We start from the raw sequence: 12,256 nt of genomic DNA on the forward strand, positions 1-12,256 counted from the left end.
GAGGTCATCGGCGTGGAGGCGGCGGGCGAGGTCGATGGCGGCGCTCGGCGCGGGTTGTCCGGGGAGTGAGGCGTCGTCGGGCCGGGGCCGGTCCTGTCGCCTCCGCCCGGTGCCGGGCGTTTCAGCCGGGCGGCGCCGACAGATGGATCAGGATGCCGCACACCTCGTCCACGATCTCGCGGGCTTCCGTCTCGTCCCCGCAGTCGCCCAGCTCGCGCGCCGTTCCTCCGATGACGGTGGTCAGCACGCTGACCCTGACCCGGCCGGCGCGTCGCCGCTCGTCGACCTCCAGGAGCCGGGCGTTGCGCCGTACCCATGCGCGGTCCCACTGGCGGCGCAGCGCGTCGAAGCCCGCGGGGCCGTCGTCCTCCACGAGGAGTCTGCCGAGCCTCCGGTTGTCCCAGGCACCCTCCAGGTAGGCCCTGGCTCCCGCCACGAAGAGGGCGACGGGGTCCTCCACGCCGCGGTTGCGCTCGGCGGTCAGTGTGGCCGCGGTTCGACGCTCCTGCTCCTCCCGGAACTCTTCCCACAGGGCGAGATACAGCCCTCGCTTTCCGCCGTAGTGCTGGAAGAGGCTGCCGACCGGGATGCCGCAGCGCGCCGCGATCTCGGTGAGACCGGCGTCGGTGTAACCGCGCTCGGCGAACACCTCCAGCGCGGCGTCGAGCAGCGTGCGCCGGAGGCTTCCGTCCTGCCCGGCGGCTTCCTCGGGCAGGCCCGTGTCCCCCTGCCCGCCCGGCAGCTGACGTGCCGTCTCGGGCCCGGCAGATTCCCCGATGCCGCTCACTCGCAATCCCCGCTTTCCTCGGCCCCGTCGCGGATGGCGAGGGCGACCAGTAGTTCCAGGAGGTCGGCGATCCGGCGCGGATTGCGGCCGCTGCGTTCCTCGATCCGGCGCAACCGGTAGTGCGCCGTGTTGTGGTGCACCCGCAAGCGCTCGGCGGCCAGCCGCAGGTTGAGGTCCGCCTCCGCGAAGGCCCGTATGGTGGCGGCCAGCGTGTCGCCACGTCTGCGGTCCTCCTCCAGCATCGACCGCACCCGGGGATCGACCAGTTGGCGTGCGAGGTCGTCGGCGCGCAGCGCCAGGTAGTCGAACGGGGACAGCCGTGGCAGCGCCGCCACCCCGCCCCCGTCCGGCACCAGGTCGAGGGCGGCCCGCGCCTCCTGGTAGGCACGCGGAAGTTCACCTGCGCCCTGGGCGACCGTACTGATTCCCATGGAGAGCATGGTCCCGGCCCGCGCGAGCCGCCGCTGCACGGTCTCGAAGTGGGCGCAGATGTCCTCCGCGTCCATGCCGGCCCGGACCACGGGCACGGCCACCACCTCGCCGTGCCGCACGACGACCAGCGTTCTGCCGGCCCAGGGCCCGGCGACGCTGATCGACGCGCTGGCGGCATACCCGTTCTCGGCCGAGGTCGGGTCGCCGGTGCGGGTGTCGCCGACGCACACCGCCACGACCGCCATCATCGGCGAGCGCGGTCCGACGCCGTACGCCTGAGCCGCGGCCATCAGCGGACCGCGTGTCGGTGCCACCCCGGCCAGGAGCTGGTCCAGGAGATCGCGGCGCTCCCGGTCCGCGTCCGCCACCACGTGCTGCTGGTACTCGACGTAGGCCTGCGCGGCATGGGTGCTGGCGTAGTCGACGTACCGCATCAGCGGGGTGACGAGGGACAGCGCGGCCTGCTGGGCCCCGGCGGACGTGCCCGCGCAGTCCAGCAGCGCGTCCCACAGCACCTGCCGGCCGACCCGGAAGGCACTGATCCAGTCCTCCAGGGCGAACCCCGCGCGTGCTCGGCGCATCGCTGCCGCGCGGCTGAAGACCAGGTCCTCGGGGGCGATGTCGCGATCGCCGGCAAGTGCCGCCAACTGCATCCGGTAGTGCTCGAGCACCTGGTCCCGTACGTCGCCGAAGAACCGTTCGTCCTGCAGCGCGTACGACGGGATCTCCGCGCGCATCACCTCGACGGCGGTCTCCGCCACCTCCTCGACCCGGTCGTGGACGGCGTGCAGGATCCGCCGCCGCTCCAGGCGGAGCGGTTCGGAGAGTCGGGGAGTGCCCAGTGCAGGACCGCGAGGCATGGGCCGATCGTCGCTGCCCTCCTCGTGCTTCGTCAACAGGCTCAGCGCGAGACATCTCCCGGCACCTGTGCGCGGCGCACAGTTCGGCGACCGAGAAGTTGGGTGCTCACACCCAATGTGCGCCTGCAACGCCCCCACCTACTGTGACGCTCGCCCACCCCCCAGCACCTCGGAAGGGGCGTCACTCATGCTCGCGGTCGAAGACATCACCGTGCGCTTCGGCGGGATCACGGCATTGGACGGTGTCGCTTTCACCGTCGAGCCGGGTACCGCCGTAGGGCTCATCGGGCCGAACGGAGCCGGCAAGACCACCTTGTTCAACTGCCTCACCAGGCGCTGCACTCCCGACGGGGGAGACGTGCGGTTCGAGGACGAGGACCTGCTCGCCCTCCCCCCGCACGCCGTGGCGGGGCGCGGCATCGCCCGCACCTTCCAGAACCTGGGCCTGTTCCCGCAGCTCACGGTCCGGGAGAACGTCATGGTCGGCGCCCACAGCCGGGGGCGCACCGGACACCTCGCCGCGGCGCTCCGGCTGCCCCGCGTCCGGCGGGAGGAGAGGGCACTACGTGACCAGGCGGACGACCTGCTACTGCGGCTCGGCCTGGCGGACGTCGCCGACCATCCCGCCTCCGGACTGCCGTTCGGCACGCTCAAACGCGTCGAACTCGCCCGGGCGCTCGCGGTACGGCCCCGGCTGCTGTTGCTCGACGAACCCGTCAACGGGCTCAGCCACGGCGAGGTGGACCAATTCGCGGATCTGGTCCGCTCGGTGCGCCAGGAGTTCGACCTCACGCTCGTGGTGGTCGAACACCACATGGCCTTCGTGATGGGCCTGTGCGACAAGGTGGTCTGCCTCGACTTCGGCCGCAAGATCGCCGAGGGCACGCCGGAGGAGATCCAGCGCGACCCGGCGGTCGTCGAGGCGTACCTGGGGGTGGCCGCGTGAGCGAGCCCACCACCGGCGGCACCGAGTCCGCGGCGGGTGCGGAGCCGGACTTCCTGAAGGTCTCCGACCTGCACGCCGGATACGGCCAGGCCCGCGTGCTGCAGGGCCTCGACTTCTCCGTCGCCCGCGGTGAGGTGTGCGCGATCCTCGGACCCAACGGCGCGGGCAAGACCACGACGCTGCGGGCGCTGTGCGGCATGGTCCGCGGCCGCGGCTCGGTCACCCTGAACGGCACGGAACTCCTGGGCCGCTCGCCCGAGCAGGCCGCCAGGCTCGGCGTGGCGCATGTGCCCGAGGGCCGGGGCACCTTCAACGACCTGACCGTCGAGGAGAACCTGCGCATCGGCGCCCACCTGCGCACCGGCCCGCGGCGGCGGGGCCGCACCGAGCGTGCGGCCGTGGTGGCCGACCTGGAACGGATCTACGACTACTTCCCCAAGCTGCGCCAGCGGTCGCGGCAGGCCGCCGGCAGCCTCAGCGGCGGCGAGCAGCAGATGCTCGCCGTCGGCAGGGCGCTGATGCTGCGGCCCTCGCTGCTGCTCCTGGACGAGCCGTCCCTGGGGCTCGCGCCGCTGGTCACCCGCGAGCTGTTCGAGATCGTCCGTGCCGTCAACGAGGAGGAACGCACCACCGTGGTCGTCGTCGAGCAGAACGCCCAGCTCGCGCTGGATATCGCGCACAGGGCCCACGTACTGGAGGCCGGCCGCCTGGTGCTGTCCGGACCGGCCGCACAGATCCGCGAGGACGGGCAGGTCGCCGAGGTGTACCTCGGGGTCTCCGTCCTCTCCCAAAAGGCCGGGTGAGCGCCGTGACCGATCTGCTTCAACAAGTGGTGGAAGGACTGGGCTCCGGCGCCGTGTACGCCAGCCTGGCCCTGGCCCTGGTACTGATCCACCGGTTCACGGGGATCGTCAACTTCGCGCAGGGCGAGCTGGCCATGCTCTCGACGTACGTCGCCTGGCAGCTGGTGGCGTCCGGGATGCCGTACTGGCTGGCACTGCCGGCCACCCTCGCGGTGTCCTTCGCCGGCGGCATGCTGCTCGAGCGGATCGTCATCCGCCCCGTACAGGGCGCGCCCGAGCTGACGGTGGTCATCGTCACGGTCGGCCTGTTCATCTTCGTCAACGCGCTGGCCGGCCTGATCTGGTCGTTCACCGTGAAGGACTTCCCGCAGCCCTTCCCCGACGGCGGACTCGACCTGACCGGTGTGCGCATGGACTGGTCGACGCTCGGGATCATCGGTGTGGTGGCCGTCGTGATGGGCCTGCTGTATCTGCTGTTCCAGCACACATCCATCGGTCTGGTGATGCGGGCGGTCGCCTGTAATCCGGCCTCCGCCCGGTTGTCCGGCATCCGGGTGGGCCGGGTGCTGATGCTCGGCTGGGGCCTGGCCGCGACGGTCGGCGCGGTGTCGGGCGTGCTCGTCGCCCCGGTGCTGTTCCTGGAGCCCAACATGATGGGCGGGGTGCTGATCTACGCGTTCGCCGCGGCCACCCTCGGGGGCTTCGACAGCCCGGTCGGCGCGGTCGTCGGCGGCCTGTTCGTGGGTGTCGCCGAGACCTTGACCGGGGCGTACGTGGACGTGATCGGCGCCGATCTGAAGGTGGGCGTCCCCCTCGTGATCATTCTGGCGGTGCTGCTGGTGCGGCCCCAGGGCCTCTTCGGACGGGCGGCGGTGGAGCGCGCATGAGCACCATCACAGCGTCACTCGGCACCGACCGGGTCCGGTGGCTGCGGCCCACGCTCACCGTCCTCGTCGCGGCGGCGGTCACCGTCGGCGCACCGTTCTACTTCGCCCCCTTCCAGGTCTTCCAGCTCACCATGGTGCTCGTGTACGCCGTGGCGCTGTCCGGCCTGAACCTGTTGACCGGCTTCGGCGGGCAGATCTCGCTCGGACACGGCGCGTTCTTCGCGGCGGGCGCCTACACGGCGGCGGTCATGCTCGACCGGTACGACACCGGCCACCTGGCCACGCTGCCGGCCGCGGCCGCCGGATGCTTCCTGCTGGGCCTCGGGTTCGGCGTGCCCGCGCTGCGACTGCGCGGGCTGTACCTGGCCCTGGTCACCCTCTCGTTCGCGGTGTTCCTGCCGCCCCTGCTCAAGCGGCTCGAACCGGTGACGGGCGGCTCCATGGGGCTGACCGTGAACAAGCTGCGGCCGCCGGCGTGGAGCGGGCTGGCCGAGGACCAGTGGATGTACTTCGTCGTCCTCTCCGTCACCGCGGTGGCCCTGCTGCTCGCCCGCAACCTGCTGCGGTCCCGGGTCGGCCGGGCACTGCTGGCCGTGCGGGACAACGAGAGCGCCGCCGAGGTCATGGGCGTGCGGTTGTCGCTGCACAAGACCCTCGCCTTCGCGTGGAGCGCGATGTTCGCGGGTGTCGCCGGGTGTCTGTACACCTGGGTGATCGGGTTCGTCTCGCCCGACTCCTTCAGCTTCGTTCTGTCCATCACGCTGCTGGCCGGCCTGGTGGTCGGGGGTCTCGGCTCGCTGTACGGACCCCTGTTGGGGGCGGCGTTCGTGATGTACGTGCCGAGCGTGTCCCAGGACGTCAGCGAGGCGGCGCCAGGAGTGGTGTTCGGCCTGCTGATCATCACGGTGATGTTCGTGGCCCCGACGGGACTGGCCGGTCTGCCGGGCCGTGTCCTGGGCGCGGTCGCCCGTCGCCCGCCTCGCGCCACCGCTGCCCTCGACCGGACGCCGGAGGCCGAATCCGCGCCCGATGCGGAGCCGGAGTCCCAGGCCCTGTCCGGACCCTCCGAGACCCACGCTCCTGCGGACCCCGCAGTTGTCGACGCCGAACCCGTGGGCGCACCGCCCCGCACGGAAAAGGAATGAACCACATGCGCAAGACGACCGTTCTGCGGGCGGCCGCGGCCGCGACCGCCGCACTGCTCACCGCGACCGCCTGCAGCAGCCAGCGAGGTCAGGACGCCCAGGACACCACCGCCGGTGGCGCGTGCAAGGGCCAGCAGACCACCGGCATCACCGACAAGACCATCAAGCTGGGTGGGATCTACCCGCTGTCGGGACCTGCCTCCGCGTACGGCACGATCAGCAAGGGCGTGGCCGCCTACTTCAGTCACGTCAACGACAAGGGCGGCATAGACGGCCGCAAGGTCGAGTTCGTCGTCCGCGACGACGGCTACCAGCCGCCCAAGGCGGTCGAGGAGGCCCGCAGACTCGTCGAGCAGGAAAAGGTCTTCGCGGTGTTCCAGACCCTGGGCACCCCGTCCACGGCAGCCGTGTGGGACTACCTCAACAAGCAGAAGGTGCCGCAGCCCTTCGTCGCCACGGGCGCCTCCGCCTGGGGCACGGGCGACCAGCACCCCTGGACCATCGGCTGGCAGCCCAACTACGTGGCCGAGGCACGCGTGTACGCCAAGTACCTCGAGGACGCGAGGCCCGAGGCCAAGGTCGCGGTCCTCTACCAGAACGACGACTTCGGCAAGGACCTGCTCGGCGGGTTCAAGAAGGCCGTCGCCGGCAGCGGCGTCAAGGTGGTCGCCGAGGAGAGCTACGAGGTCACGGACCCCTCCGTGTCGGCACAGATGGCGAGCCTCGCACGCTCCGAGGCGGACGTGCTGCTGGATGTCACCACCCCCAAGTTCGGCAGCCAGGCCCTCGCCGCCGACGCCAAGAACACCAAGTGGAACCCGCTGCACATCGTGAACAACGTGGCCTCGTCCGCCGCCGTGCTCAAGCCGGTCGGGTTCAAGAACGTCCAAGGCGTGGTCTCGGCCACCTATTTCAAGGACCCCGCCGACCCGCAGTGGGCCGCCGACCCCGAGATGAAGGCGTACAAGGACGCGCTCCACAAGTACGCACCCGACGCCGACCCGGCCAACCAGTTCAACGCCTACGGCTGGGCCGCCGCCTCCAGCCTGCACCAGGCCCTGGACGCGATGAAGTGTCCGACCAGGGAAGGACTGCGGGACGCGGTGCGCAGCCTGAAGGACGTGAAGGTGGGCATGCTCCTGCCCGGGGTCACCATGTCCACCGGCCATGGTGACGCCTTCCCGCTGGAGACGATGCAGCTGATGCGGTTCAAGGGCGAGCGGTGGCAGCTGTTCGGCGAGCCGGTCGACACCCGCAAGGAGTTCGGTCCGGTGGCGAAGTGAGCCGGCGGGGGCGGTCCGCGTCGATGCCCTGACGCCCGGGGACCGCCCCCGCCCCGTCCCAGGGGCCCGGAGCCGTGCGTGCCTGCCGGTACGCGGACGACCCGATGCCCGCCGGGCACGCGGCGCCGGATCGGGCCGTCGGCCGTGGAGGAGGCTCGCTGTCCAGCGGACGCGCAGGAGCCGCATCAGGCTGGGTGTCCGCGGGCCGCTGACAGCGGACCGGCGGGCCTGCCGTGATGACCCGCACCGGCCGCGGTCGGCGCGCGCGCGGCCCCACCGGGTTCACTAGGCTTAGGCGTATCAGCGGGTCAGCCGACTGTGGAGATGCGGATGACGGAGCTCAGCGGAAGCTACGACGATCCGTTCGCCCCGCCCCTCGCCGCCCTGGCGGTGCTCGACGACCGGGGTGCCGTGGTCGGGTGGAACCGGCGGGCCGAGGAGCTGCTCGGCCATCCGGGCGCAGCCGTGATCGGTCGTCAGGCCTTCGAGGTCCTCGTCGATCCGCGTGATCTGCCGGCCCTGAGGGAGGCCGCGGCGAGTTGCCGGAGAGCCGACGGCTGGTTCGGGTTGCTCAAAGTGCGGCACCGCGACGGCCGGCTTGTGGAAATGGGGCTCAGGGCCCAGACGTTCTCCCGCGACGACCGGGTCCGTGAGTGGCTTGTCGCCGGGGCACCTGCGGCCGACGTCCTGGCCTGGCAGAGGGACCGCGCGATTCTCGACGGGTTGTACCGCCAGTGTCCGATCGGCCTGGTCGTCCACGGCCCCGACCTGAAAGTTCTCCGGGTCAACCGGGCCGTCGAACGCTTCACCGGCGTCCCGGCGGCAGATTTTCGAGGTCTGCCGACCGGCTACATGCTCCTTCCCGACGACGCGCGCAAGGCCGTGGACCGTGTGCGTCAGGTGATGGAGACCGGCAGACCGTTGATCTACTCCGAGCAGTTCGCTCGCCTCGAATCGGATCCGGTACGAGAGCGGGTCGCCTTGGTCTCGGCCTTCCGGATGGAGGATCGCTCCGGCCGCGTCCTGGGCGTGGCCGAGATGATCGAGGACATCACCGGACGCCACCGGGCCCGGCGTCGGCTCGCGCTCCTCGACCAGGCCGGCAGTCGTATCGGAACCACGCTCGACGTGGCGGAGACCGCCCGGGAACTCGCCGAGGTGATGGTGCCGCACCTCGCCGACCACGCGTCGGTGGACCTGCTCGAGTCGGTCACATGCGGTGAGGAGCCGGCTCGGGCACTGGCGGGACCTGTGGTTCGAGTGGGGGTCTGCGGCATCGGAACTCAGCAACCCGGCCCGCCCCACGGCCAGGGCGTGCCGGTGGAGTTCGCACCCGACACCCCGCAGTCGAGATGCCTGGCCGAGGGGCGGCCCGTCCTGGAACCGGTTCTGTCGTCCGACTCCGTCTCGACCGAAAGCCGCCAGGACGCCCACGCCCCGGACCCGGGCGCCCACTCGCTGATCGTGGTACCTCTCGCCGCACGTGGCCTGGTGCTGGGTGTGCTGACGCTGTGGCGGTCGGTCCGCCCCGATCCCTTCGAGGCGGACGACCTCACCCTCGCCCAGGAACTCGGCTCGCGCGCCGCCGTCGCCATCGACAACGCCCGGCGCTTCACCCAGCAGCAACAGACCGCCTTCACCCTGCAGAGCAGCCTTCTGCCCCGGACGGTCCCGGACCAGTCGGCCGTCGAGGTGGCCCTGCGGTACCTGCCGGCCAGCGCGGCCCCGGGCCTGGGCGGCGACTGGTTCGACGTCATTCCGCTGTCCGGGGCTCGGGTCGCGCTCGTCGTCGGCGACGTGGTGGGACGCGGCATCCACGCCGCTGCCACGATGGGCCGGCTGCGCACCGCCGTACACACGCTCGCCAGCCTCGACCTGGAACCGGACGAGGTCCTCTCGCGCCTGGACGACCTGGTCACCTTGCTGGCGGCCGAACAGGAAGCGTTCGGCGAACGGCCCGTGGGCGAGCAGGTCGTCGGCGCCACCTGCCTGTACGCCGTGTACGACCCTGTCTCCCGGCGGTGCTCCGTGGCCCGCGCGGGCCACCCGCCTCCGGTGGTGACCGGTCCGGATGGACACGTGGCGCTGCTCGATCTGCCCGCAGGCCCACCTCTCGGCCTGGGCGGCCTGCCGTTCGAGGCCCGGGAGATCGACCTGGCCGCGGGAAGCCTGCTGTGCCTGTACACCAACGGAATCATCGGCGAACGCGACATCGACGCGGACATCGGCCTGAGCAAGCTGTGCGCAGCGCTCACCCGCCCTGCGGACGAGCTGGAACGGACATGCCAAGCCGTGGTCGACTCGCTCGTGCCCGCACACCCCAGCGACGACATCGCGTTGCTGATCGCGCGCACCCGCATGCTGCCACCGGAGGATGTCGCCTCCTGGCAGCTGACGCTGGAGCCTGCCGGCGCCGCCCGGGCCCGGGCGTTGACCTCGGCCAAGCTGACCGAATGGGGCCTGGAGCACTTGGCGTTCAGCACCGAGTTGATCGCCAGCGAACTGGTCACCAACGCCTACCGGTACGCCAGTGGTCCTGCGACCCTGCGGCTGATCCGTGAACGGTTCCTGGTGTGCGAGGTCAGCGACACCAGCCACACCGCACCACACCTGCGCCGCGCCCGTACCACCGACGAGGGCGGGCGCGGCCTGTTCCTGGTGGCCCAGATGGCCGAACGCTGGGGTACTCGCTACACCCGCGAAGGCAAAACGGTGTGGACCGAGCAATCACTGGCCGGCACGCTCACCTGACCGTCGCAGGCCGTTGCTGTCGACTCACACATCGGCGCGCGTGCAGGCATACGGCTGTCATGGGGCTCCGCGCGGGGCCCTGGGCGGACTGCGGCGGCGGGAGCGAGGCCGCCTGCCCGGTCCGCCCCCGCCACCTCGGTCATTCGGCTGCGGCGAGCAGACGTTCCTCGCTCTCCTCGTACAGCAGCCGGCTCTCCCGGCTGTCGGCGGCGCGGCGCCGGTGGTCCAGACGGCTGCCCAGCCAGCCCGCCAGGTAACCGAACGGGATGGAGACCAGTCCGGTGGACTGCATCGGGAACCAGTGGAAGTCGGCGTTCGGGAAGACGGCGGACGGCGTGCCCGAGACGGCCTTGGAGAAGACCATCAGCACCAGCGCGCAGGCCGCGCCGCCATAGAGGGTGGCTAGCAGGCCGGTGCGCGTGAATCCTCTCCAGAACAGGGAGTAGGTCAGCGCGGGAGCCACCGCGGATGCCCCGATGCAGACGGCCAGAGTGGTCAGCACGCCGACGTCCCAGCTCTGGACCAGGGTGGCGAGCCCGATGGCCACGGTTCCCACGGCCACGCTCGTCCACGCCGCCACCGTCATCTCCGTACGCGGCTCCGCCCGTCCCTGCCGCGCCGCATGGGCGAACAGGTCGTGGGCGAGCGACGAGGCCGCGGCCAGGGTCATCCCCGCGACCGAGGACAGCAGGGTGATGAACACCATTCCCGCCACGGCCGAGTAGAGAATCGTCGCGCCCGCGGAGGCGGGGGCCCCGCCGAGCACCTGCGACAGCATGAGCACCGACGTCCTGCCGTGCGGGTCGGCCGCGATGATGGACCGCGATCCCACCAGGGCTGCCGCACCCGTACCCAAGATGATCACGAGCAGGCAGAAGGTGGTGACCGTGCCGACGGCCCACGACATGGAGCGACGCACGGCCGGCACGTCCTGCGCGGAGAACAGACGCATGGTGATGTGGGGAAGGCAGGCCACGCCGAGGACCACGGTGATCTGGAGACCGACGAAGTCCAGCCGGTCGCCGGCCGAGGTGCCCAACTGAAGGCCCTGTCGAAGGAAGGCTGGGCCCGTGCCGCTGCCGTGCTGGGCGGCCCTGAGCAGGTCTCCGGGATTCCAGCCGAAGCGGTTCAGGACCAGGGCGGCGACGACGACGCTGGTGCCGAGCAGGATGACGATCTTGATCATCTGAAGGAGCGCGGTTCCCCGCATACCGCCGAGCGCCGCGTAAATGATCATCAGGCTGCCGACGATGACGATGCACGCCGTCCTGGCGCCCGCCCCGTGCGGGATGTCCAGGATGAAGGTGAGCAGCGACCCGGCCCCGGAGAGCTGGACGACAAGGAAGGGCAGGGTCGCCGAAAGCGTCACGACGCAGGAAGCGATGCGCACGGCCCGCCCGGGTATGGTGCGGGCCAGGACGTCGCCCATGGTGAACCTGCCGGCGTTGCGCAGAGGTTCGGCCAGCAGGAACATCAGCAGCACCAGGGACAAGGCGGTGCTGACCGTGAGGACATAGCCGTCGTATCCGGCGAGCGCGATGATGCCGCTGGTACTCAGCACCGTGGCCGCGGAGATGTAGTCGCCCGCGATGGCCAGGCCGTTCTTGAACGGGGTGAGCGAAAGGTAGCCGGTGTAGAAGTTCGTCAGGTCGTCGCGGTCCGGTCCCGTCATCACGCACATCAGCAGCGTGACGGTGACCAGGGCGGTGAAGAGGACGAGGACGGTGGCCTGCGACCCGGAGTCGAAGTCGGTCATCTCGCCACCCCCGCGGGTCGGTCGGCCGCCCGCTCCCTGACGACGCGGGCCAACGGGTCCACCGAGCGTTGTGCGCTGCGCTCGTACGAGAAGACCGCCGCGAAGGTGACGACGAGCTGAAGGATCCCCAGGGCTATGCCCAGGCTCAGCTCGCCGGTGATCCTGGCCCCCATCAGTTCCGGTGCGTAGCAGGACAGCAGCACGTACACCACGAAGGAGCCGAGTGCGGTGATCGTGGAGACCCGGCGGAGCACGCGGTAGGCCGAGCGAAGGGCGGCGAGGTCGGCGCTGTGCCTATGTGTCTCGTGCGCGTGCGGTTCCTGCCGGGCGGCTTGCCCGTACCAGTCGTACGCGGCGTCGGCGTATCCGGACGGGGAGGGCTCCTGCCCCGGATCCCGCCCGTACGACTCGTACCCAGGGGCACGGCCGTACGGCTCGGTCCGCGGCTGCGGCCATTCCTGCTGCGGGTACCGCTGGTCATGGGGATATGTCATCGCGTGGCCTTCCGGCTCGGCTCGGTTCCGTGGAGGGCTGGGGGGAGGCGTGGCGGCGCACGATACCGACTGGTTGGTACGCCGGACAGTCCGTGGGGCGTCACGTTTTGGG

10 protein-coding genes are annotated in these 12,256 nt (G+C 71.0%); 6 read left to right on the forward strand and 4 right to left on the reverse strand.

What is annotated here, in order from left to right:
• Window positions 1-121: 121 nt before the first annotated feature.
• Together ACFYW9_RS08900 and ACFYW9_RS08905 are read right to left on the reverse strand one after the other, a co-directional pair.
• The gene (locus ACFYW9_RS08900; protein WP_389146608.1) at window positions 122-787 is read right to left on the reverse strand and encodes a TetR/AcrR family transcriptional regulator; all 666 of its coding nucleotides are present in this window, start codon (window positions 785-787) and stop codon (window positions 122-124) included.
• A complete protein-coding gene (locus ACFYW9_RS08905; protein WP_389146611.1) occupies window positions 784-2,079 on the reverse strand; it encodes a PucR family transcriptional regulator in 1,296 nt (431 codons plus the stop codon). The genes ACFYW9_RS08900 and ACFYW9_RS08905 overlap by 4 nt, the downstream gene beginning before the upstream one ends.
• Window positions 2,080-2,266: 187 nt before the next feature.
• Between ACFYW9_RS08905 and ACFYW9_RS08910 the strand changes: the two genes are divergently transcribed.
• From ACFYW9_RS08910 to ACFYW9_RS08935, 6 genes are all read left to right on the forward strand, one after another.
• A complete protein-coding gene (locus tag ACFYW9_RS08910) occupies window positions 2,267-3,025 on the forward strand; it encodes an ABC transporter ATP-binding protein (RefSeq protein ID WP_389146614.1) in 759 nt (252 codons plus the stop codon).
• Entirely contained in the window at window positions 3,022-3,828 is an 807-nt protein-coding gene (locus ACFYW9_RS08915) for an ABC transporter ATP-binding protein (protein WP_389146617.1), read from the forward strand. The genes ACFYW9_RS08910 and ACFYW9_RS08915 overlap by 4 nt, the downstream gene beginning before the upstream one ends.
• A gap of 5 nt (window positions 3,829-3,833) precedes the next feature.
• Window positions 3,834-4,715: a branched-chain amino acid ABC transporter permease gene (locus ACFYW9_RS08920; RefSeq protein WP_351134784.1), complete on the forward strand. Its 882-nt coding sequence runs from the start codon at window positions 3,834-3,836 to the stop codon at window positions 4,713-4,715.
• Window positions 4,712-5,860, forward strand: coding sequence for a branched-chain amino acid ABC transporter permease (locus tag ACFYW9_RS08925; RefSeq protein WP_389146621.1), 1,149 nt, complete (start codon window positions 4,712-4,714; stop codon window positions 5,858-5,860). The genes ACFYW9_RS08920 and ACFYW9_RS08925 overlap by 4 nt, the downstream gene beginning before the upstream one ends.
• Before the next feature lie 5 nt (window positions 5,861-5,865).
• The gene (locus ACFYW9_RS08930; RefSeq protein WP_351862780.1) at window positions 5,866-7,143 is read left to right on the forward strand and encodes an ABC transporter substrate-binding protein; all 1,278 of its coding nucleotides are present in this window, start codon (window positions 5,866-5,868) and stop codon (window positions 7,141-7,143) included.
• Window positions 7,144-7,473: 330 nt separating this feature from the next.
• Window positions 7,474-9,894, forward strand: coding sequence for a SpoIIE family protein phosphatase (locus ACFYW9_RS08935; protein WP_351862781.1), 2,421 nt, complete (start codon window positions 7,474-7,476; stop codon window positions 9,892-9,894).
• A 139-nt stretch (window positions 9,895-10,033) separates the two neighbouring features.
• Here ACFYW9_RS08935 and ACFYW9_RS08940 read toward each other — a convergent pair whose 3' ends face one another.
• Together ACFYW9_RS08940 and ACFYW9_RS08945 are read right to left on the reverse strand one after the other, a co-directional pair.
• Entirely contained in the window at window positions 10,034-11,650 is a 1,617-nt protein-coding gene (locus ACFYW9_RS08940) for a cation acetate symporter (protein WP_389146626.1), read from the reverse strand.
• On the reverse strand, window positions 11,647-12,144 hold the full coding sequence (locus ACFYW9_RS08945; protein WP_389146629.1) for a DUF485 domain-containing protein: 498 nt from the start codon (window positions 12,142-12,144) through the stop codon (window positions 11,647-11,649). Before ACFYW9_RS08945 ends, ACFYW9_RS08940 begins: the two co-directional genes overlap by 4 nt.
• Window positions 12,145-12,256 lie beyond the last annotated feature (112 nt).

This window comes from Streptomyces sp. NPDC002698, from assembly GCF_042888945.1.
GTDB lineage: Bacteria > Actinomycetota > Actinomycetes > Streptomycetales > Streptomycetaceae > Streptomyces.